This is a genomic window from Clostridium sartagoforme, assembly GCF_039521405.1.
Classification (GTDB): domain Bacteria; phylum Bacillota; class Clostridia; order Clostridiales; family Clostridiaceae; genus Clostridium; species Clostridium sartagoforme.
Window position 1 is genome coordinate 279,461 of record NZ_BAAACH010000011.1, and the last position, 22,394, is coordinate 301,854.

A 22,394-nucleotide genomic window follows, 5' to 3' on the forward strand; every position below is an offset into this window, starting at 1 on the left:
TATGGTCCATTAAATTGGAAATTTGAAAGAAAACGTTTTATAATTTATATATAATATATTAAAGAATGAGAGGGAAATATATGAGTAATTATATAGTATTTGATATAGGTGGTAGCAGTGTGAAGTATGCCATAATGTCAGAAGAGGGAGATTTTATTACTAAGGGAAGCTATAAATCAGAAAGAAATAATTTTGAACTTTTTAAAACTGATATGGAAAATGCAATTAATAAAGCTAAGGAAGAATACTCAATTTCAGGGGTAGCTGTTAGTGCACCAGGTGGAGTAGATAGCGATACTGGAATAATAGGAGGCGCTAGTGCACTACCTTGTATTCATGGACCTAATTTCAAAAAAATCTTTGGTGAGGATTTAGGGGTTAATTTAGAAATAGAAAATGATGCAAATTGTGCAGCTTTAGGAGAAGTTTGGAAGGGTGCAGCTAAGGATAATAAAGATGTACTATTTGTAGTATGTGGAACAGGTATTGGAGGGGCAGTTATAAAGGATAAAAAAATTCATAAGGGAAATAATCTTCATGGTGGAGAATTCGGATATTGTATTTTAAATACTAAGAAAGAAGGAGAAAATATAATATTTGAAACTTGGAGTACCATTGCTGCAACAGGAGGATTATTAAATACAGTAGCAAAATTAAAAAATATAGATGTAGAAGAATTAGATGGGAGAAAGATATTTGATTTAGCCGAAAAAGGTGATTATGACTGTATTAATGCTATAGATGAATTTTATTTAAATAACGCTAAAGGAATATTTAATATTCAATATATGTATGATCCTGAAAAAATTGTTATTGGTGGAGCTATAAGCAGCAGAGAAGATTTTATAGATAAGATAAATGAAAAATTAGATTTAATAATGAAAAATATCCCTGTTGCAAAAGTAAGACCTATAATTGAAAAATGTAAATTTGAAAATGATGCAAATCTTTTAGGAGCATTATTTAATTATTTACAAAGAAATGGTAAATGTTAAAAAGATAAACACAAGCCTTTAAGTAAGTATTCTTTATAAAAGATATTTACTTAAGGCTTTTTTATTTTAATTGAAATAAAAATCTACATATTAGTATAATGTATCTAGATTTAGTTAATTAAATATAAAATAAGTACACTATAAAATAATATACTAAAATATTATAATCATCTTGTAAACGTTATTAAATTAAGGGGGAAGAAAAAATCATGAGAAAAATAAAAAAGATGATTGCATTAGCAGCTTGTGCTATAATGGCAACTTCAGCTATTTTTACAGGATGCGGTAAGGCAACAAATGATTCTAACTCAAAAGGTAACACACCAACTAAACTAACTTGGTATGCAATCGGTGAAGAACCAAAAGATTTAGACAAGGTTTTAGCTGAAGCAAATAAATACTTAGGAGATAAAATAAATGTCAACCTAGACATGAAATTTATAGGTTTTGGAGATTATAATCAAAAAATGTCAGTAGTAATAAATTCTGGCGAAGATTATGATTTAGCATTTACATGTTCATGGGCTGGTGACTATTTAGGAAATTCAAGAAAGGGTGCTTTTTTAGCATTAGATGATTATTTAAATTCAGAAGCAGGAAAAAATTTAAAAGAAACTGTTGATTCAAGATTCTGGGAAGGTGCAACTATAGATGGAAAAATTTATGGAGTACCAAATCAAAAGGAGCTTGGAGTAGCACCAATGTGGGTATTTACTAAAGAATATGTTGATAAATACAATATACCATATCAAGACCTTCATAGCTTAAAGGATTTAGAACCATGGTTAAAGGTAATAAAGGAAAATGAACCAGATGTAACTCCTTTATATATAACTAAGGGATTCTCATATACAGTATTCTTTGATCAATTAGTTGATCCAGTTGGAGTAGAAATAAATGATAATTCACTAACTATAAAGAATATGTTTGAAACACAACAAATGAAAGAAGACTTAGAAACTTTAAGAAAGTATTATAAAGCAGGATATATAAATGCAGATGCAGCAACAGCACAAGATGATAAATCAGTTAAACGTCTTGTAACAAAAGGTGACGGACAGCCATATGCAGATGTACTTTGGTCAAAAGCATTAAATTATCCAGTAGTATCATCTCCTATCGGTGATACATTAATTACTAATGGATCAACTACAGGATCATTAATTGCTATATCTAGTAATTCAAAAAACAAGGATAAAGCTTTTGAAGTATTATCTTTATTAAGTACAGATGAATATTTTAGAAATTTAATCAACTATGGTATTGAAGGAGTTCACTATGATAAAGTTGGAGATCAACATATAAAGTTAATCAATCCAGATCAAAAGAATTATGATGTACCATACTTCTCAGTAGGGAACTTATTCTTAACTTATAAATTAGAAGGTGAGCCAGAAACTAAATGGGAAGAATTTAAGGATTTCAACGATAAATCAAAAGTATCACCAGCATTAGGATTTAAATTTGATTCTTCAAGTGTATCTACTGAAATTGCAGCAATAAATAATGTTTTAGAAGAATTTAAAGCAACTATTTATAGTGGTTCTGTAGATGTTGATGAGTATTTAGGAAAGTTAAATTCTAAATTAAAAGAACAAGGAATAGATAAAGTTATTGCAGAAATGCAAAAACAAATAAATGAATGGAAAAAGTAGTAGATAATAATAAGGGGCTGTCGCATAGACAGCTCCTTTATTAATAAACTCTGTCCTTAAGAATTTTTAAATTTTAAGGACAGAGTTTTATTTATTAAACAATCTTTCTGGCTTTATTTGGAGAAATTCCATAGTATTTTTTATAAAGCTTGCTAAAGTAATAAGGATCATTATACCCAACCATCTTAGCAATAGTTTTTATTGAAAGCTTTGAATCCTCTAAAAGATTCTTTGCTTTTATAAGTCTTATTTGTATTAAATAATTTATTGGAGAATCCCCCATAAGTTCTTTAAAAATTTTAGAAATATATACAGGACTTAAATACATATTTTTTGATAATGTATATAAAGAAATATCTTCTGTATAGTTTTCATTTAAGTATTTAGTTATACTTTCCACCAATACCTTCTTTTCACGAGATTTAAAGGAAAATTCTTGTGAATTTAAATTGGGGATTTCTTCATTTATTTCTCTATGTAAAAGTACAAGTACTTTCATAACAAGAGATTTTAGCATAAAGGGAGAAGTTTGTTTATGATTCTTCTGTTCATCAACTATATCTTGGCATGTTTTCAAAATTTCATCCTTATAAGTATTAAGTGTTAATACATTTTTATCACCTATATCTATAAAATCCTTTTTACAGTTATTAAATATATTAATGTCAGTTAGCCCAAGGTGAAGCTCTCTACAATTTGTATTTGAATTAAATAATTCTTTGTGATAAATTCCAGGATTAGATATTAAAACTTGTCCCTTCTTTAATGTGTACTCTTCACCTTCAATTAAATAATCAACTGAACCAGAAGTTACAAAGGAAAGCTCTATAAAATCTTCGTGACAATGGTAGTTAGTTTCTGGGACAGGTATATCCGGTGAACAATATCCATCTATCACAAAGAGTATTTGAGGATTATAGCTATCTATATTTGTATAGGTATTACTCATTTTAAATCTCCAAAATAATTATTAGTTATTAGTATAATAATATACATTTAAAGTTTAATATAATACATTTTTATTTTCAATAACTTCTATATAATCATACTTAGAAAGAAATAAAGGAGAATATAAGGAGAGACTTAATTATGGACAATTTAAGATGGATATTTGGTTATTTAAAGAATTACAAATACAAATATATTTTTGCATTATTGTTAGTATTATTTACATGTGCAATTAATATGGTTAATCCATTTATATCAGGAAAGATAGTAGATAAAGTTTTAGGAGAAAATGAAACTAATTTATTGCTTCCTCTTATAACAGTTATGATTTCTATTGTTGTATTTAAGGGAATTATAGCTTATATATATCAAATGATATTGGAAAAAATATCTCAAGATATATTATTTAAAATAAGAAAAGATTTATATGACAAATTAATGGAGTTAGATATTAATTTTTATAGTAAGGTTAAAACAGGAGATCTTATGGCAAGGATGACAGGAGATACAGATGCAATAAGACATTTTGTTGCTTGGGTAGTCTATAACATTATATCTTCTATAACTACATTTTGTTTTGCAATAATTTCTATGATGTATGTTAATGCAACCTTGACAATTTTTATGCTTTTAATATCTCCACTAATAGGTTTATTAACTTACAAAATGAGTAAAGAAATTTCACCAACTTTTCATAATATAAGAGAAGCTTATTCAAAATTAAATTCAATTGTTCAAGAAAATATAAGTGGAAATAGAGTAGTAAGAGCATTTGGAAGAGAAAAGTTTGAAATAGATAAGTTTAATGTAGAAAACAAAAATTATAAGGAAAGAAATTTGGATACAATTAAAGTTACTAGAAAATATATTCCAAAACTAGAGTTTTTATCAAACAGCTTATCTGTTGTTATGATATTAGTTGGGGGAATATTAGTAGCTACAAATAAAATAACCTTTGGAGAATTAATAATATTTAATAGTTTATTATGGGCATTAAATAACCCAATGAGAATGTGTGGATATTTAATAAATGATACCCAAAGATTTATAGCATCATCAGAAAAAATCATAGAGTTATTAAAAACAGAAAGTAGTATAAAAAATAATGAAGAAACAATAAACCTTAATAAGTTTAAAGGTAATATAAGATTTGAAAATGTAAGTTTAGATATAGATGGAAGAAGAGTTATAAATAATGTTTGCTTTGAAGCTAATGCCGGACAAACAATAGGGTTAGTTGGACATACTGGTTCTGGTAAATCATTAATAATTAATTTATTATCTAGATTTTATGATGCTACTGAAGGTGAAATATATATAGATGGAATAAATATAAAGGATATAGAGTTAGATACATTAAGAGGAAATATAGCAACTGCTATGCAAGATATATTTTTATTTTCAGATACAGTAAAAGATAATATAGCTTTTAGTAATCCGAAAGCAAGTTTTTCAGAAATAAAAAAGATATCTAAAAAGGCACAAGCACATAATTTTATTAAAAATTTAGAAGATGGATATGAAACAATTATAGGGGAAAGAGGGGTAGGTCTTTCAGGGGGCCAAAGACAGAGAGTATCTTTAGCTAGAGCAATGATGAAGGATGCATCAATATTTGTATTAGATGATGTAACTTCAGCTGTTGATATGGAAACAGAGAAAAAGATACAATATGAGCTTAAAAATATGGAAGAAAAGAAAACAACTTTTATAATAGCTCATAGAATATCATCTTTAAAACAAGCAGATTTAATTTTAGTTTTAGATAATGGAGAAATAGTAGAAAGAGGTACCCATGATGAATTAATAAGAGAGCATGGATATTACTCAAATATATTTTATACTCAATATGGAAATTTGAATTTAAAAGTGGAAGGAGTATAAGAAATGGCAAGAAATAAATATAACGTTGATGAAGAATTAGAAACTGGCTTTAATTTAGAATATTTAAAAAGACTATTAGGATATATGAAGCCATATAAAGTTAAAATTTTTATATCTGTTTTATTAATGTTATTATCAAGTTCAATTTCATTAATTGGACCAGTAATAGTAAAAACAGCACTAGATAACTATATACCTAATAACAATATTAATGGATTAATATTACTTTCCACTTTATATATATTAATATTTATATCAATAGCTATAATAATGAGACATAGAATGTACACAATGGGGGAAGTTGGACAAAGTATATTGGTGGATATGAGGCATGATTTATTTAAGAATCTACAATACGTACCATTTGATTATTATGATTCAAGACCACATGGAAAAATATTAGTAAGAGTAGTTAATTATATAAACTCACTAAGTGATATTTTATCTAATGGATTTGTAAACTTAATTGCAGATATGGTTACACTTATTATGACTATAATATTTATGTCATTTTTAAGCATAAAACTAACACTAGTAACATTAATAGGTATTCCTATACTTCTTACAGTTATGTTATCTATTAAAAATGCTCAAAGAAGAGCCTATCAAAGATTAAGTTCAAAGCAATCAAATTTAAATGCGTATATACATGAAAGTATAAACGGAATAAGGGTAACACAATCATTTTCAAGAAAAAAAGAAAATATGAATATATATGAAGAATTGTGTACAGATTGTAGTGATTCTTGGATGAAAGCAGTAAGTTTAAATTTTCTTGTATGGCCAAGTATAGAAACTGTATCTGTAATTTCAATTTCTCTTATTTATATTTTTGGTATATTAGTTTTTAAAGGTGGAATTTCTGTTGGGCTTTTAGTGGCATTTATATCATATGTTTGGATATTTTGGGCTCCAATAACCAATATAGGAAACTTCTATAACACCTTAATAAATGCTATGGCTTACTTAGAGCGTATTTTTGAGGCTATGGATGAAAAGCCAGAATATGATAAAGAGGATGCTAAGACTTTCAAAGATGTTAAAGGTGATGTAACTTTTAAAGATGTTTACTTTGAATATGAAAAAGACATTCCTATTCTAGAGAATATAAATATGAATATAAAATCTGGAGAAAAAGTGGCATTAGTTGGACCAACAGGAGCAGGCAAAACAACTATAGTTAATCTTTTATCTAGATTCTATAGGATAAAGTCTGGAAATATTTTTATTGATGGAACAGATATAAATGATGTTACATTAAAATCTCTTAGAAAAGAAGTTGGTGTTATGCTACAAGATCCATTTGTCTTTTCAGGAACAATAATGGAAAATATAAGATATGGAAGATTAAGTGCTACTGATGAGGAAGTAATAAATGCAGCTAAAATAGTAAGAGCAGATGATTTTATAAAGGACTTTAATGATGGATACAACACATATTTAAATGAGCAGGGAAGTGGTCTTTCAGTTGGTCAAAAACAGCTTATATCCTTTGCCAGAGTTTTATTATCAGATCCTAAGATATTAATTTTAGATGAAGCTACATCAAGTATAGATACAGAAACAGAAGCATTACTTCAAGAAGGAATAGAAGAACTTTTAAAAGGAAGAACATCTTTTGTTATTGCTCATAGACTATCAACAATAGTAAATTCAAATAAAATAATGTATGTTGGAGATAAGAAAATATTAGAAGAGGGAACACATGAAGATTTACTTAAAGTAAAAGGAATGTATTATAACTTGTATAAATCACAATACATTGAAATTTAAGGAAAAGTTAAACAATCATTTTAAGTTCATAGTGCACAATGCACAATTCACAGTTGGTTTCTTAATTAAGAATTGAAAGGTGAAAGTGGAGAGTTTAGGAAGTGATTTAGCAGAACTAAATTAAGAATTTGCTTGGAACAATGTGAAATTTATAAGATAAAAATTAAAGGCTGTCTTTATGACAGTCTTTAATTTTTACAAACTATAGGGTAGTTTTATTTGTAACTCTTTTACATGTAAACTACAAAATTAATACTTCACAAATGATTACTGTTACTTATTTTTCTTTAATACTTTTTTATATATAAAATCCGCAAATAAAGAATTAGACCATGCAAACCAGTCTCTTGTGAACTTTTCTGGATCATCACAGTGGAAGCCTTCATGCATGTAGTTTGTATTTCCATCACATTTAACTAAAGTTTCAATTAAAGAATTAATTTCATCTTCATTATTAGAAGTTAATCCTTGCATTGAAAGTGATATATGCCAAATATATTCATCAGGAGTATGGGGACTTCCAATACCAGAGGCAGCTGTCCCTTCATAATAATAAGGATTATTTTTACTTAAGATAAATCTCCTAGTGTTTTGATATATTTCATCATCAATTGACTTATATTCAATATAAGGAATAGATAAAAGGCTAGGAACATTAGCATCATCCATAAAATTATAATTTCCAAGACCATCAGTTTCATAAGCATATATTTTTCCAAAATCTTTATGCTCAACTATACCAAACTTTTCAATTCCATCTTCTATTTGTAATCTTAAATTTTTAGCTTTTAAAGCTAATGAGGAATCTTTATAAATAACCTCTGCAATTTCTTCAACATATTTTAATACTACTGAGGCGAACATATTTGAAGGTATTAAGTAACCGTATTTACAAGCATCATCACTAGGTCTAAATCCTGACCAAGTCATACCAGTATATGAAACTGGATTTCCAAGTCCATTATTGCATAAAGTATCACTTGGTGCACAATTTAATCTTTGGAAGGAATAATCAGATTTTTCAAAGTGATGTTGCTCGGTTATCCATAAATCTATTATTGTATTAAAAACTGTTAATATTTCATCATTGAAAAATGTTGAATCATTAGTTTTTTTCCAATACTTATAAATTAATCTTATAGGAAAACAAAGTGAATCAATTTCATATTTTCTTTCCCAAACCCATGGACTATCTTTAGTTATATCGTTGTCCCATTTTTGACCATTAGGTTCTTTGTTAAATGCATTAGCATAAGGTTCAATCATTATACATTTCATTTGTCTATTTATAAGTCCTACAAATAAATCTTTTAATATAGGATATTCATTTATAAAAGGTAAATAATGTTCTACTTGAGATGTTGAATCTCTAAGCCACATTGCAGGAATGTCCCCAGTTATTATGAAAGTATCACTTTCTTTATATAATACTGTGGTATCAATTGTATCTATAAAGCAATTATAAAATAGCTTTTTTAACTTTTCATTTTCAATTGAATTTGATAACTTTAGACCAATATTCTTTATTACATCATTAAAAATAGTTAGTTTTTCGATATTATTATTTTCCATTAAGTTTCCTCCTAAAACATAAGTAATTCATTTAACACATACATTGTATATGTTTTCAAACAATAATAAAGTAGTTAGAAGGATATTTCTATAAAAAGTTATATATTTTTAGAGTTTGTACACTGATTTATATTTTTATTAGTCAAAGTATATTTTGTTGATTAGATATGTTTTCAAAAGCTTGCATTTTAGACATATTTTCAAGTTCTTGTATTAAGGCCTTATTTATAAATATTAATGCAAAGGATAATAAACTAGAAATAAATAAGATTATTGTTCCAGGTGTAATTTCAAATAGTATAAGAGAAAAGACAAATAATAATAAGTTTACTATTGCTAATATTGGTCTTGTGAAACATAAAATAAATGATGTTCTTAATATATCAATGGTTTTCATTTTAAATTTACTAATAAGCATAAAAATGAATGGAGTTACTCCAAATAAAATTATAAGAACTGTAGAAAATAAGCAAATTAAAAAAATGTTATATTTCACTAGTGAAAAGAATCTCATATTAAAATAAAGTATTAGAAGTACGATTATCTCAATAGACCAAATTAGAAATGATTGTTTGAAGTTTAGTTTTATTCCATTTACAAAATCTTTTATAACGTTTAAATCTTTATTAAATACTATTTTATTCATACAATAAAGCAATACAGTAAATGTAGGCATTGTTGGAAGTAAACAAATTAAAAATAAAGGAAAGTAGTTAAATAAATTACTTATGCCAATAAAAATGAAAAAAAGTACCAAAGGAATGTTAAATAGCATAAAAAATAAATTTAATAAGAAAAACCAAAAAACATAATTAAATGCATCAAAGATTTTCTCAAAGTTAAAAAAATTATTAAACATATAAACCCCTCCGTAAATGTTTACTTGTATAAGTAGTATAGTTTAATGAATTCACAAATTCAATTTTTTATGTCTAAATTACATTAATATATAGAAAAAGTACACTAAAAATATAAATTAGCACTTATGAAAAGCTTTTACTAAGGATTTTAATATGATTAAATGTATATATAGATTCTTTGAAAGGATAAATATTATGGAAATAAAAAAATCAACAATATATAAAAGATTATTTGCTACTTATATGATAGTCACAATTTTTTTAATAGGAACATTAGATTTTTATTTTATTAATAGATTTTTTAAAAATAATATAGATAGAAGTACTTATATTAATGAAAAGGTTTCTTATGATGTTAATGAGGAAATAAATAAGATAAATAATTCAAGTAATAAAATAATTGAAAATATGTATAGCGATATAAGTGTACTTGAAGATATACTGCTTTTCATGAATTTAGATAAGGTTTCATACTTAAGAACTAAACTAGATAAGTTTTCTGAGAATAATAGCTATTATTATAATGGAATAGAAAGATTTGTAAATTTATCCTTCGGCTTAAATGATAGTTTAGAAGAAATATCTTTTATAAGTTATGACAGAATGGAAAAGAACTCTTTTAACAGAAAAAATCAAATTAAAACAGAGCATGTAGAACAAAGTGAATTTTTGTCAGAAAATAGTTTTAATAATGTTTCTACAAATAAAAATACAATAGAGTTTGTAAGAGATATAAAAAATCCAATTAACCTTAAAAGTCAAGGAATAATAATAATTAAATATAACTTAAATCATGTTAATGATGTATTTAAGAAATATGAAAATAAACATCAAATTATAATAGTAGACAGGAACGGATATGTTATTCATAGCTCTGATAAAGATTATAATTATGAAAAATATAGATATTATGATGAAATATTAAATAGTAATAAAGAAGCTAAACTAGAAAAAAATTATTATATAAACAAAACGATTAATCCTTTAGGGATAATTTCTGTAGCTAAAATAGGGAAAAGTGAAGTAAATAAGGTTTCTATTGGACTAATAAATTCCATAGTATTTGTAGATGCTTTAGTATTAATAATTTCTTTATCAATCATATATATTAAATTAAAACTTTTAAGCGATAGAACAGATAAGGTATTAGTTGCTATGGATGAAGTTAAAAATGGTAATTTAGAAGTACAGATTCCAATTACTTCAGATAATGATGAAATTAATTATATATCAGAAAATTTTAATAAAATGTGTAAGGATTTAGATGAGTACATTAAAAAGATATATTTATCAGAAATTGAGCAAAAAAAAGCTGAAATGACAGCACTTCAAAACCAAATAAATCCACATTTTTTATATAATACATTAGAATCTATAAGAATGAAGGCTATATGCAATGGAGATAAAGAGGTAGGTAAGATGCTGTATACACTTTCATTTTTATTTAGAAAGCAAGTAAAGGATAGTAATATAATAACTTTAAAAGAAGAATTGGATTACTGCACTAAGTATATAGAGATATTTAAATTTAGATATTATGATAATTTTAATTTTGAAATAAGTTGTCCAAGCGACTTAGAAAAGTATAAGATAAATAAGTTTACCATACAACCTTTAATTGAAAACTATTTTGTTCATGGTATAAGGCTTGAAGATTGTGATAATTTATTAAAAATAGAAGTTTATAAAGAAGAAAATGATATTTTAATAAAAATAATAGATAATGGCAAGGGGATTACTAGAACGGCTTTAGAAATAATTAATTATAAATTAATTCAAAGAGAGAAACTAGGAAATTCTATAGGAATATCAAATGTTAATGAAAGAATAGTAAATGAATATGGAGAAAATTATGGTGTAAGATTGAAGCAAAATAAAGATAGAGGAGTTACTTTAATTATAAAAATATCATGTAAAGAGGTGTAGTTTATGTATAATGTTATGTTAATTGATGATGAGAAGTTAATAATACAAGGATTAACGAATATTATTGAATGGGAAGAAATTGGCTTAAAGGTAGTAGAAACAGCTCTGAATGGATATGAAGCACTAGAAAAATTCAAGGAAAAATCTGTAGATATTATTATAACAGACATAAGCATGCCAAGATTAACAGGACTAGAATTAATTAAAGAAATTAGAGAGATAAATTCAAAAACAAAATTTATAATTTTAACAGGCTATGATGAATTTGCTTATGCAAAAGAAGCTATAAAATATGGAGTAGAAAGCTATATCTTAAAGCCAATAAATGAAGAAGAGCTTCAAGAAACATTAGTGAAAATGGTTAGAGATTTAGATAATAAAAAGAAAGAAAAAAACAAAGTATTAGATAAGAACACAAAGCTAATTGAATATATAGAAGGAAAGTTAAATGAAAAGTATATTTATGATATGAAAAACTTACTATCCATAGATATTAAAGATAAAGCCTATACTGTATCAAATATAAATATTAGTAGAAAATACAAAGATGGAATTTATATAAATGTAAGTGAAATATTAGAAAGATATACCGAAGATAAGTATGAGGTTTTACACAAATATGACGATGAAGCTATATTAATAAACTCATGGGATAAAGAAATATCTAGAGCAGAAATAATAAATTATTATGAAGACATTAAGGATAAGCTTATTAAGGAATCTAATGAAGAAATATTTATTTCAATAGGAGATATAGTTTTTGATATAAAGGAATTAAGCAAAAGCTATAGTACTGCCAAAAAATTAAAGAAATATATATTAACAGAAGGTACTAATAAATGTGTATATAAGGAGAAATTAAAAGACGTAAAGGAGCATAATAAAAGTTTTAAGGAAGAAATAGAGCATATTAATAAGTTAATTATCGAAAAAAATATCAGTGACTTGGAAAAATATATATCGAGTATATTAGATAATAAGGAATTAACACCTAAAAATATATATGACTTTTCAATAAAAGTGATAATATTAATTGATAATATATCTAATGAATTTAAGTTGGATCAAAAATATGGAAAAGATAGCTTAAGTAATACAATTATAAAGTTATGCAATGAAAGTACCAGAGAAAGTGTTAAAGCATTTATAATTAGAGAAATAGAAGAACTTATAGAAGCTATGTACGTAAATATTATAAAGTATAGCCCTGTAGTTCAACAAATAGTAAATGCAATAAATGATAGATATTATGAAGAGTTAAGCTTAAAAACACTAGCACACCAATATAATATAAATAGCTCATATTTAGGACAAATATTTTCAAAGGAAACAGGTACTTCCTTCTCAGAATATTTAAATAAAATTAAAAATATGAAGGCTAAGGAATTAATACTTAATACAAATATGAGAATAAACGATATAGCTAAAGAAGTTGGATATATAGATACTAGTTATTTTTATAGGAAATTTAAAAAATATTATGGTGTTTCACCATCTACATTACGAGAAATGAAAAATTATTAAATGAAGAACTGAGAAGTTATTACCTTCAGTGTATAAAGAGATAAATATTGTATTCTGCGACTTGGAATTTACCACAGAGCAAGAAGTACAATATTTATCTCCTTTTTTTTCTTTAATTTATTCACTAAATCTAAAGTATTTCAACTTTAAAGCTAAAATACATCTGTGATATATTTTAAGTAGTTCAAGAAACGTTTACAAAGAAAGGGGTTGGAGCAATGTCTAAAGCTAAAAAATTAAATAAAAACAACAATAAGTCAGTGCTAAAAAAATTAAAAGAGAATAAGGAATTCTTATTTTTAACGTTACCAGGAACTATTTGGTTTCTAATATTTGCTTATTTACCAATGTTCGGTATAATAATTGCCTTCAAAAATTGGAAAATAAGTGGTGGATTTATAGAAAGCTTAATTAAAAGTGAATGGGTAGGGTTTGATAATTTCAAATTTTTATTCAATAGTAGTGATGCTTGGTTAATTACAAGAAATACGGTTTTATATAATATTGTATTTATAATTTTAGGAATAGTCCTTCCTGTTACGTTTGCTATTTTATTAAAGGAATTATTAAATAAGAGACTATCTAAGTTTTATCAAAGTTCAATGTTTTTACCGTATTTCTTGTCTTGGGTTGTTGTAAGTTATTGTCTATTTGCATTTTTAAGCCCAGAAAAAGGTTACATAAATGGAATTATTACATCCTTAGGAGGAGACAAAATATCTTGGTACACAGAATCTAAATATTGGATTTTTATTCTAATATTTATGAGTCAATGGAAAGGTGTTGGATATGGAACAGTTATTTATCTAGCATCTATTTGTGGAATAGACAAGTCTTATTATGAGGCTGCAATGATAGATGGAGCAAGTAAATGGCAGCAAATAAAGTATATAACTATTCCATCATTAAAGCCTGTTTTAATAATAATGTTTATAACTGCAGTTGGGGGAATGTTTAGAGCTGACTTTGGATTGTTTTATCAACTTCCGAAGAATTCAGGTGCCTTATATTCAGTAACGAATGTTATAGATACTTATGTTTATAGAGGATTAACCAATCTAGGTAATATAGGAATGAGCTCAGCAGCAGCTTTATACCAATCCTTTGTAGGACTTATTTTAATACTAGTAACTAATGGAATTGTTAGAAAAGTAGATAATGAAAATGCATTTTTCTAAAATAGAGGTGGTGGAGAATATGACAGATAAACTAAAAGGTATTTTCAAAGGAAATAAAGATCAAAATGAAGAAACAGACAATGTAAATAAATTCAATTCAATATCAAAACCTACAAATATAGTTTTAAATATATTTTTTGGAATGTTAGCAGCACTTTGCATATTACCATTTTTCTTTGTTTTAATAATTTCATTGACTAGCGAACAATCCCTACAAGCAAATGGATATAGATTTTGGCCAGAAGAATGGAGCTTAGAAGCCTATAAATATATATTTGAATCCGGAAGTAATATAATCAGATCTTATGGAATAACTATTACAGTAACAGTCGCAGGAACACTTCTAGGATTAGTAATAATGACAACCTATGCTTATGCATTATCAAGAAAGAATTTTGCATATAGAAAATTCTTTACTAAGTTAATATTTATCCCAATGTTATTCTCGGGTGGAATGGTTTCATCATATTTAGTAGTAACTAGATTCTTAGGATTAAAAAATAATATACTAGCACTTATACTACCTATTTGTGTAAGTTCATTTAATATAATAGTTCTAAGAACCTTCTTTAAAACTTCTGTACCAGATGCAATTATAGAATCAGCTAAAATAGATGGTGCTTCAGAATTTTTACTATTTTTAAAAATAGTTTTGCCAATATCACTTCCAGCAATAGCCACTATAGCTTTATTTTTAACATTAGGATTTTGGAATGATTGGTTTAATGCAATGCTTTATATAGATAAAAATAGCTTAATACCTCTGCAATATTTATTGATTAAATTAGAAACCTCTATAGAATTTTTAGTCAATAATTCATCAGCACTTGGAACTACAGCAGTTCAAGAAGCTGCTAAAATGCCAAAAGAGACAGTAAAAATGGCAATAGTAGTTATAACAACACTACCTATAATATTTGCTTATCCATTCTTCCAAAAGTATTTTGTTAGTGGACTAACTGTTGGAGCAGTAAAGGAATAAAATTTTTAATATAAATATATTAAGAAGATACAAAAAATATTTAATAAGATTTAGAGGAGAAAAAATATGTTTTATTTATTAGAAAGAATTGAAAAAACTTGTAATGAAATTGCAAAAAATATATATAGAAATGAAGTCAAACTTGAAAACTATATGTATATAGATGGTAATTATCATAATATAGATTTAATTAAAGAAGCACCAAAGGATGGTTGGAGAGAATTTAAAACTGGAGATTTATGGGGAGGAAAAGATCAGCATGGATGGTTTAAATGCTCTGTAGAAGTCCCAGAGGAATTTAAAGAAAAGACCATAGCTCTTAACTTCCATACTTTCGAGGAAGGATGGGATGCTACTAATCCGCAATTTATTTTATATGTTAATGGTGAACAAATACAAGGGGTAGATATCAACCATAGAGAAATTATATTAACTCATAATGCAATTGCAGGAACAAAATATGAGATAGATTTACATGCTTATGCAGGAATGCTTGCAGATAAAAAAGCTACATTGCATGGAAAACTAGTAGAAATAGATATGGATTCTAGGGAACTATATTGGAACTTAAAAGTACCAGTAGATGTATGTAAAGAGCTTGAAAAAGAAGATAAAAATAGAATAGATATGATAACTGTTTTAAATGACTCTATAAATTTAATTGATTTAAGAAGGCCTAAATCAAAAGAATATGATGAAAGTGTCAAAGAAGCAAATAAATTTTTAAATGATAAATTTTACGGTGAACTTTGTGGACATGAAGATGTTATTGCAACATGTGTTGGACATACTCATATAGATGTTGCTTGGCTTTGGACAGTTGCACAAACAAGAGAAAAGGTTGCAAGAAGTTTTTCAACAGTATTAAAACTAATGGAAGAATATCCTGAATACATCTTTATGTCATCTCAACCACAATTATATAAGATGTTAAAGGAAGATCATCCAAAGATATACGAAAAAGTAAAGAAAAAAATTGAAGAAGGTGTTTGGGAGCCAGAAGGTTCTATGTGGCTTGAAGCAGATTGTAATGTTACCTCTGGAGAATCACTAGTAAGACAAATAATGCATGGAAAGAGATTCTTTAAGGAAGAATTTAATGTAGATAATAAGATATTATGGCTGCCGGATGTATTTGGATATTCAGCAGCACTGCCTCAAATACTTAAAAAATCAGACATAGATTATTTTATGACAACAAAAATAGCTTGGAATCAATTTAACAAAATACCAAATGATACATTTATGTGGAGAGGTATAGATGGTAGTGAAGTATTAACGCATTTTATAACAACTACAGGTCCAGGACAAGATAGAGAATCACATTTCACAACATATAATGGACATATTCAACCTGATGCTATAATGGGCTCATGGAGAAGATACCAAAATAAGAATATAAATAATGATGTGCTAGTTTCCTTTGGATGGGGAGATGGTGGTGGTGGAGCTACCATAGAAATGCTTGAAAATGGAAGAAGGCTAGCTAAGGGAATACCAGGAGCTCCAAGAGTTAAAATGGGTACATCTTTAGATTATTTCAAGAGATTAGAAGAAAAGGTTGGAGAAAATAAAAAACTGCCAAAGTGGGTTGGAGAATTATATCTTGAATATCATAGAGGAACATATACTTCAATGGCAAGAAATAAGAGAGATAATAGAAAGTGCGAAAACTTATATACTGCAGCAGAAAAAGTAAATTCATTATCTATGTTACTTGGAGAGAAATATCCTCAAGAAAATATAAATAATTCATGGGAAACAATTTTATTAAATCAATTCCATGATATTATTCCAGGCTCATCAATTAAAGAAGTTTATGATGTCACAAAGATTGAGTATAAAGAGTTATTAAATAATGTTAATACATTAATAGATGATGGAATAAATAATGTAGCAAATAATATTAACTTAGCTAAAAGAAGTGTTATAGTAACTAACACATTAGGCTTTGATAGAGATGATATTGCAATGTTTGAAGTACCAAGTGATATAAAAAATCCAGCAGTGTTAAATTCAAATAGAGAAGAAATAATATGTCAAAGAATAGAGGACAATAAGGCTATATTCTTTGCTAAAGGAATCCCAGCTAATGGATATAAATCATTTGAAATAGTTGAAGCTACTAAAACAACAAATGAGGTTATAGAATTAACTGATTCTTATGCAGAAAATAAATTCTTCAAAATAAAATTTGATAACAAAGGACAAATAACATCCTTTATAAATAAAGAAGCTAATAGAGAAATATTAAAAGATGGAGAAATAGCTAATGAACTTCAAGCATTTGAAGATAAGCCTATGTGTTTTGATAACTGGGATATAGATATTTTCTATAAAGAAAAAATGTGGAAAATAGATGATGTTCAAAGCATAGAAGTTATAGAAAAAGGACCAATAAGAAGTACCTTAAGAATAGAAAGAAAGTTCCTTGAATCAACAATAATTCAAAAGATATACATTTATAATGATATTCCAAGAATAGATTTTAATACTTATGCTGATTGGAAGGAAAAAGATGTGTTAGTAAAGGCAGCATTCCCAATAGAAATAAATGCTAAAGAAGCAACTTATGAAATTCAATATGGAAATGTAACTAGACCAACTCATAACAATACATCTTGGGATGTAGCAGCTTTTGAGGTTTGTGGACATAAATGGGCAGATTTATCAGAAGGAGATTTTGGAGTTTCATTATTAAATGATTCTAAATATGGTCACGATATAAAGGATGGAAACATGAGATTAACATTATTAAAATCATCATGTGATCCAAATCCAGATGCAGATAAAGAAGAGCACTTCTTCACATATTCAATATACACACATACTGGAACTTGGAAAGAAGCAAAGACTGTAAACCAAGCTTATGAGTTAAATGTTCCTTTATTTGCTAAAGTTGAAGAAGAACACTTAGGTAAGTTACCAAGTGAATTAAGCTTAGCTAAAGTAAATAAAGAAAATATAATTATAGAAGTTATAAAGAAAGCAGAAGATACTGATGCCTTAATAGTTAGAATGTATGAATTCCATAACAAAAAGACAAATGCAAAATTAACATTCTTAAATGATATAGTAAATGCTACAGAGTGTAATTTACTAGAAAAAGATCTAGAAGCTGCAAATGTAGATGCAAATAGCATTAACTTTACAATAAATCCTTTTGAAATAAAGACATTTAAAGTTAAATTAAAATAAATTTTATTTACCTCAGGGGTCCAATTTTTTGGACCCCTGAGGTCCAAAAAATTGGAAAATAAAGAGGGTTGAAAATGAAGTATATAGTTGGAATTGATATAGGTGGAACCAATATTAGAGCAGCATTATTAGATGAAGAAAGAAATATATTAGATAAGATCAAAATAAAAAATGAAGTAAGTAAGGGTCCAGAGTATAATTTAGATAAAATAATAAATTACATAAATATTAATTGGAAGAGTAAAGGTATAAAGGGAATAGGGGTTGGAAGTCCTGGGCCACTTAATATTAAAACAGGAACAATACTTAAGGCTCCTAATTTAATTGGATGGGATAATTTCAATGTAAAAAAGTATATAGAAAGTAAAACTGAGTTGAAAACCAAGGTAAACAACGATGCAAATGTTGCTGGACTTGCAGAAGCAATGATAGGATGTGCAAAAGGAGCTGAAAGTGTATTTTATATCACTGCATCAACAGGTGTTGGTGGAGCTTTAATAATAAATAATAAGATAGTAAATGGTGCAAATAGCTTTGCAGGAGAAATATGCAATTTGATAATAAATGAAGATAAATATAGTCATTCAGGTTTAGTTCAAGGTGGGCTTGAAGGACAATGTAGTGGACCAAATATTGCAAGAAAAGCAAGTGAAGTTCTTGGAAGAAGTATAGAAACACCAGAAGTTTTTGAATTATATAAAAATAATAATGAAGAAATAAAAGTTTTAGTTGATGAATTATGTGAAAATTTATCAAAGGGAATTTCAAATATAATATCAGTTGTTGACCCTGAAGTTATAGTTTTAGGAGGCTCTGTAATTTTATATAACCAATCACTTATTGAAATAATAATAGAAAAGGTTAAAGAAAAGGTTAAAGAAAAGGTAATAAATAAAGACAAGGTAGATATAAGAGTAGCAAAAATTGGAGATGATGCTGGGCTTAAAGGAGCAGGATTTTTAATAGAATAACATGAAAATAATGTTAATATATAATAATATAAATTTTGATTCTAATCACATAAAGTTCCAAGGTGAATTCTTATAATAAAAATATAGAATTTACTTAAAAGCTAGTAAAGATAGAAATAGTGTAAAGATTGATATGAAAAACAGACATATATAATTTATAAAACACTATAAATTTAGGAGGAATAGAAATGGGAAAAGAATTCAAAATTAAAAATGATATTTATGGAGTTGGAATTATAGATGATAGAGATGTTCCATTTCATAGATTAGTATTAGATGGTACAACTTATAACAGTTATTTATTAAAAACAGAAAAACCAACAGTAATAGATACAGTAGATTTAATATACACAAGAGAATATGTAGAAAATTTAAAATCAATTATTGATTTAAAGGATATAGAATATATAGTTATAAATCATACAGAACCAGACCATTCAGGTGCTTTGGGAGGACTTGCAAGACAAGCTGTTAATGCAACTGTAGTTTGTAGTGAAAAAGCTGTTTATCACTTAAAAGAATTATATAAAATTGAAGAAAAAAGATTTTTAGTTGTAGGTGATGGAGATACCCTTGATATTGGAGGAAAAACCTTATTATTTAAAATGACTCCATATCTTCACACAGAAGAAACTATGATAACTTACTGTAAGGAAGATAAGGTATTATTCCCTTGTGATATATTTAGTACACATTTAAAAGCTAAGGAATATCTTTCAAGCAAGGCAAATACAGATATAACAGAAGCTTTTACTGTATATTACGATTTAATAATGTCACCACATAAAAAGTATGTAAGACCAATGATTTCAGCAGTTAAAGAGCTTGATATAGATATAATAGCGCCTTCTCATGGATATATACTAGATGAAAATATTGAAAAATATATTTCTATATATGATGAAAAGAGTAAAGAAACTAAAAAAGGTAAAAAAGCCACAATAGTTTATACAACAATGAGAAATTCAACAAAGGGAATTGCAGACAAATTTAAAAAAGAATTTGAAGCAGAAGATATTGAAGTATTAGTATTAAATCCAGATAAGACTGATGAAGAAGAAATATTAGAAGCTATTAAAAGTTCAGATGCAATATTATTTGGTACATCAACAAAATATGGTGATTTAATAGGTTCAATTGAAAATGTATTAAAGAAATTAAAGGATATAAACTTAGAAGGCAAGGTAGCTTGTGCATTTGGATCCTTTGGATGGAGTGGGGAACCAATAGAAATAATTCAAGATTATTTAAATGAAACTAATGCTAATGTTTTAAACACATCTTCAATAATAAAATCAACAGGTATGATTGATACTAAATTCCCTGTAAGAGTTAGATTCTCCCTTAATGAAGAATCAGAAAAAGATGTAGAAAGAGCAGCAGATTATATAAGTTCAATATTATAAATTTAATATATTAAATATGGAGGAATTATTATGAAAAGTTTTATATGTGATGTATGTGGGTATATATATGATCCAGAAGTAGGGGATCCAGATAATGGGGTAGAAGCAGGAACTGCATTTGCAGATGTGCCAGAAGATTGGCTTTGTCCTCTTTGTGGAGTAGGTAAAGATGAATTCTCGGAAGTGGATTAGTTATATATTATAAACAGCTTAAAGACTAAAGAGGTAAATAAAATATGATTTTAAAGAAGCCCTTTGCTAATTTAATTATTAGTTGGGGCTTATTTTTTATTGTGTACAAAGAGAAACTTTTCTGATAATAACTTAGTATTTGAAAAACTAATATAAAAAATATATAAAAAAAGAAATCGAAGAGATATAATTATATTAAATAAGGGCGTAACTATGAATGGAAAAACAATGTAAAAGCTAAATCTAATAATAAAAAATAAAATTTTATAATATTGAAATGAGGAGTGAAAATATGCACAGTGTAAACGAAGACAGATATAAAAAGATGAAATATATTAGATGTGGGAGTAGCGGATTATTGCTGCCAAGAGTGGCTTTAGGATTATGGCATAATTTTGGATCGGTAGACCCTATGGAAAATCAAAAGGCAATCATATTTGAAGCTTTTAATAATGGAATAACACATTTTGATTTAGCAAACAACTATGGACCTATATATGGATCTGCTGAAGAAAATTTTGGTAGAATATTAAAAAATAATCTTAGTAGTTATAGAGATGAAATGATAATATCTACTAAAGCAGGTTATGATATGTGGCCTGGTCCTTATGGTAATGGTGGTTCAAGAAAATACTTGATTTCAAGCTTAGACCAAAGTTTAAAAAGAATGAGTTTAGATTATGTTGATATATTTTACCATCATAGACCAGATCCAAATACACCTTTAGAAGAAACAATGTCAGCTTTAACTGATATAGTTAAACAAGGAAAAGCACTATATGTAGGATTATCAAATTATCATCCTAAAGAATTAAAAGAAGCTTCTAAAATATTAAAGGAAAACAAGACTCCATGCCTTATTCATCAATTTAGCTACAGTATGTTTAATCGTTGGAGTGAAGTTGAAGGCTTGCATGAAGTTCATAGAGAAGAAGGAATAGGATCAATAGCATTTTCACCTTTAGCTCAAGGAGTATTGACTAATAAATATCTTAAGGGAATTCCAGAAGATTCAAGGGCTAAAAAAATAAGTAGTAGATTTTTAAATGAAAAAGATATAACTACTGAAAAAATTAATAAGCTAATGGAATTAAACAAAATAGCAGAAAGTAGAAATCAAAGTTTAGCACAAATGGCTTTAGCTTGGGTATTAAGAGATGATTTGGTTACAACAGTTCTTATTGGAGCTAGTAAGCCAGAGCAAATAATAGACAATAAAAATATAATAAATAATTTAGTTTTTAGTGGCAGGGAAATCGAAATGATTGAAGCAATATTGAATTCAAAATAAAATTATTTACTAGATTAATTATCTAAAAAAAGAAATAAA

At 26.8% G+C, this 22,394-nt stretch carries 16 protein-coding genes and 1 pseudogene; 14 read left to right on the plus strand and 3 right to left on the minus strand.

Annotated features, from left to right (window positions below):
• Positions 1-80: 80 nt before the first annotated feature.
• Complete coding sequence (locus ABDZ60_RS04890) at positions 81-995, plus strand: ROK family protein (protein ID WP_343776508.1); 915 nt, start codon at positions 81-83, stop codon at positions 993-995.
• A 209-nt stretch (positions 996-1,204) separates the two neighbouring features.
• On the plus strand, positions 1,205-2,650 hold the full coding sequence (locus ABDZ60_RS04895; protein WP_016205652.1) for an ABC transporter substrate-binding protein: 1,446 nt from the start codon (positions 1,205-1,207) through the stop codon (positions 2,648-2,650).
• Positions 2,651-2,744: 94 nt separating this feature from the next.
• On the opposite strand, the gene ABDZ60_RS04900 is transcribed toward ABDZ60_RS04895, so the two are convergent.
• Positions 2,745-3,599 (minus strand): AraC family transcriptional regulator, encoded by an 855-nt coding sequence (locus ABDZ60_RS04900; RefSeq protein ID WP_016205651.1) that lies wholly within the window; start codon positions 3,597-3,599, stop codon positions 2,745-2,747.
• A 140-nt stretch (positions 3,600-3,739) separates the two neighbouring features.
• On the opposite strand from ABDZ60_RS04900, the gene ABDZ60_RS04905 reads away from it, so the two are divergent.
• Both ABDZ60_RS04905 and ABDZ60_RS04910 read left to right on the plus strand, forming a co-directional pair.
• Positions 3,740-5,482, plus strand: a complete 1,743-nt coding sequence (locus ABDZ60_RS04905) for an ABC transporter ATP-binding protein (RefSeq protein ID WP_343776512.1) — start codon at positions 3,740-3,742, stop codon at positions 5,480-5,482.
• 3 nt (positions 5,483-5,485) lie between these two features.
• On the plus strand, positions 5,486-7,255 hold the full coding sequence (locus tag ABDZ60_RS04910) for an ABC transporter ATP-binding protein (protein WP_343776514.1): 1,770 nt from the start codon (positions 5,486-5,488) through the stop codon (positions 7,253-7,255).
• Positions 7,256-7,528: 273 nt separating this feature from the next.
• Here ABDZ60_RS04910 and ABDZ60_RS04915 read toward each other — a convergent pair whose 3' ends face one another.
• Positions 7,529-8,827 (minus strand): glycoside hydrolase family 125 protein, encoded by a 1,299-nt coding sequence (locus ABDZ60_RS04915; protein ID WP_343776516.1) that lies wholly within the window; start codon positions 8,825-8,827, stop codon positions 7,529-7,531.
• A 167-nt stretch (positions 8,828-8,994) separates the two neighbouring features.
• Between ABDZ60_RS04915 and ABDZ60_RS04920 the strand changes: the two genes are divergently transcribed.
• Positions 8,995-9,351, plus strand: a complete 357-nt coding sequence (locus tag ABDZ60_RS04920; protein ID WP_343776811.1) for a hypothetical protein — start codon at positions 8,995-8,997, stop codon at positions 9,349-9,351.
• A 47-nt stretch (positions 9,352-9,398) separates the two neighbouring features.
• On the opposite strand, the pseudogene ABDZ60_RS04925 reads toward ABDZ60_RS04920, so the two are convergent.
• Positions 9,399-9,686 (minus strand): annotated as a pseudogene (locus tag ABDZ60_RS04925) (DUF624 domain-containing protein); the annotation flags it as partial.
• A gap of 196 nt (positions 9,687-9,882) precedes the next feature.
• Between ABDZ60_RS04925 and ABDZ60_RS04930 the strand changes: the two are divergent.
• The 9 genes from ABDZ60_RS04930 (at position 9,883) to mgrA (ending at position 22,355) form a co-directional block, all read left to right on the plus strand.
• Complete coding sequence (locus ABDZ60_RS04930) at positions 9,883-11,613, plus strand: sensor histidine kinase (RefSeq protein WP_343776518.1); 1,731 nt, start codon at positions 9,883-9,885, stop codon at positions 11,611-11,613.
• A gap of 3 nt (positions 11,614-11,616) precedes the next feature.
• Positions 11,617-13,137: a response regulator transcription factor gene (locus tag ABDZ60_RS04935; protein WP_343776520.1), complete on the plus strand. Its 1,521-nt coding sequence runs from the start codon at positions 11,617-11,619 to the stop codon at positions 13,135-13,137.
• Between the two features lie 218 nt (positions 13,138-13,355).
• Complete coding sequence (locus ABDZ60_RS04940; protein ID WP_343776522.1) at positions 13,356-14,315, plus strand: ABC transporter permease; 960 nt, start codon at positions 13,356-13,358, stop codon at positions 14,313-14,315.
• A 19-nt stretch (positions 14,316-14,334) separates the two neighbouring features.
• On the plus strand, positions 14,335-15,297 hold the full coding sequence (locus ABDZ60_RS04945; protein ID WP_343776524.1) for a carbohydrate ABC transporter permease: 963 nt from the start codon (positions 14,335-14,337) through the stop codon (positions 15,295-15,297).
• Positions 15,298-15,363: 66 nt separating this feature from the next.
• Complete coding sequence (locus ABDZ60_RS04950) at positions 15,364-18,495, plus strand: alpha-mannosidase (protein ID WP_343776526.1); 3,132 nt, start codon at positions 15,364-15,366, stop codon at positions 18,493-18,495.
• Between the two features lie 74 nt (positions 18,496-18,569).
• Positions 18,570-19,466, plus strand: coding sequence for an ROK family protein (locus tag ABDZ60_RS04955; protein WP_343776528.1), 897 nt, complete (start codon positions 18,570-18,572; stop codon positions 19,464-19,466).
• A gap of 188 nt (positions 19,467-19,654) precedes the next feature.
• Positions 19,655-20,872, plus strand: coding sequence for an FprA family A-type flavoprotein (locus tag ABDZ60_RS04960; protein WP_343776530.1), 1,218 nt, complete (start codon positions 19,655-19,657; stop codon positions 20,870-20,872).
• Positions 20,873-20,902: 30 nt separating this feature from the next.
• The gene (rd, locus tag ABDZ60_RS04965; RefSeq protein WP_016205647.1) at positions 20,903-21,064 is read left to right on the plus strand and encodes a rubredoxin; all 162 of its coding nucleotides are present in this window, start codon (positions 20,903-20,905) and stop codon (positions 21,062-21,064) included.
• Between the two features lie 292 nt (positions 21,065-21,356).
• Positions 21,357-22,355, plus strand: a complete 999-nt coding sequence (gene mgrA / locus ABDZ60_RS04970) for an L-glyceraldehyde 3-phosphate reductase (protein WP_343776532.1) — start codon at positions 21,357-21,359, stop codon at positions 22,353-22,355.
• Positions 22,356-22,394 lie beyond the last annotated feature (39 nt).

What these genes read in the sequence shown, in the direction of transcription:
- ABDZ60_RS04895 (WP_016205652.1), top strand. Translation starts at nt 1,205, where the DNA reads ATGAGAAAAATAAAAAAGATGATTGCATTAGCAGCTTGTGCTATAATG.
- ABDZ60_RS04910 (WP_343776514.1), top strand. Translation starts at nt 5,486, where the DNA reads ATGGCAAGAAATAAATATAACGTTGATGAAGAATTAGAAACTGGCTTT.
- ABDZ60_RS04915 (WP_343776516.1), bottom strand. Translation starts at nt 8,827, where the DNA reads ATGGAAAATAATAATATCGAAAAACTAACTATTTTTAATGATGTAATA.
- ABDZ60_RS04900 (WP_016205651.1), bottom strand. Translation starts at nt 3,599, where the DNA reads ATGAGTAATACCTATACAAATATAGATAGCTATAATCCTCAAATACTC.
- ABDZ60_RS04950 (WP_343776526.1), top strand. Translation starts at nt 15,364, where the DNA reads ATGTTTTATTTATTAGAAAGAATTGAAAAAACTTGTAATGAAATTGCA.
- ABDZ60_RS04890 (WP_343776508.1), top strand. Translation starts at nt 81, where the DNA reads ATGAGTAATTATATAGTATTTGATATAGGTGGTAGCAGTGTGAAGTAT.
- ABDZ60_RS04945 (WP_343776524.1), top strand. Translation starts at nt 14,335, where the DNA reads ATGACAGATAAACTAAAAGGTATTTTCAAAGGAAATAAAGATCAAAAT.
- mgrA (WP_343776532.1), top strand. Translation starts at nt 21,357, where the DNA reads ATGCACAGTGTAAACGAAGACAGATATAAAAAGATGAAATATATTAGA.
- ABDZ60_RS04935 (WP_343776520.1), top strand. Translation starts at nt 11,617, where the DNA reads ATGTATAATGTTATGTTAATTGATGATGAGAAGTTAATAATACAAGGA.
- ABDZ60_RS04940 (WP_343776522.1), top strand. Translation starts at nt 13,356, where the DNA reads ATGTCTAAAGCTAAAAAATTAAATAAAAACAACAATAAGTCAGTGCTA.
- ABDZ60_RS04955 (WP_343776528.1), top strand. Translation starts at nt 18,570, where the DNA reads ATGAAGTATATAGTTGGAATTGATATAGGTGGAACCAATATTAGAGCA.
- ABDZ60_RS04920 (WP_343776811.1), top strand. Translation starts at nt 8,995, where the DNA reads ATGTTTTCAAAAGCTTGCATTTTAGACATATTTTCAAGTTCTTGTATT.
- ABDZ60_RS04930 (WP_343776518.1), top strand. Translation starts at nt 9,883, where the DNA reads ATGGAAATAAAAAAATCAACAATATATAAAAGATTATTTGCTACTTAT.
- ABDZ60_RS04960 (WP_343776530.1), top strand. Translation starts at nt 19,655, where the DNA reads ATGGGAAAAGAATTCAAAATTAAAAATGATATTTATGGAGTTGGAATT.
- ABDZ60_RS04905 (WP_343776512.1), top strand. Translation starts at nt 3,740, where the DNA reads ATGGACAATTTAAGATGGATATTTGGTTATTTAAAGAATTACAAATAC.
- rd (WP_016205647.1), top strand. Translation starts at nt 20,903, where the DNA reads ATGAAAAGTTTTATATGTGATGTATGTGGGTATATATATGATCCAGAA.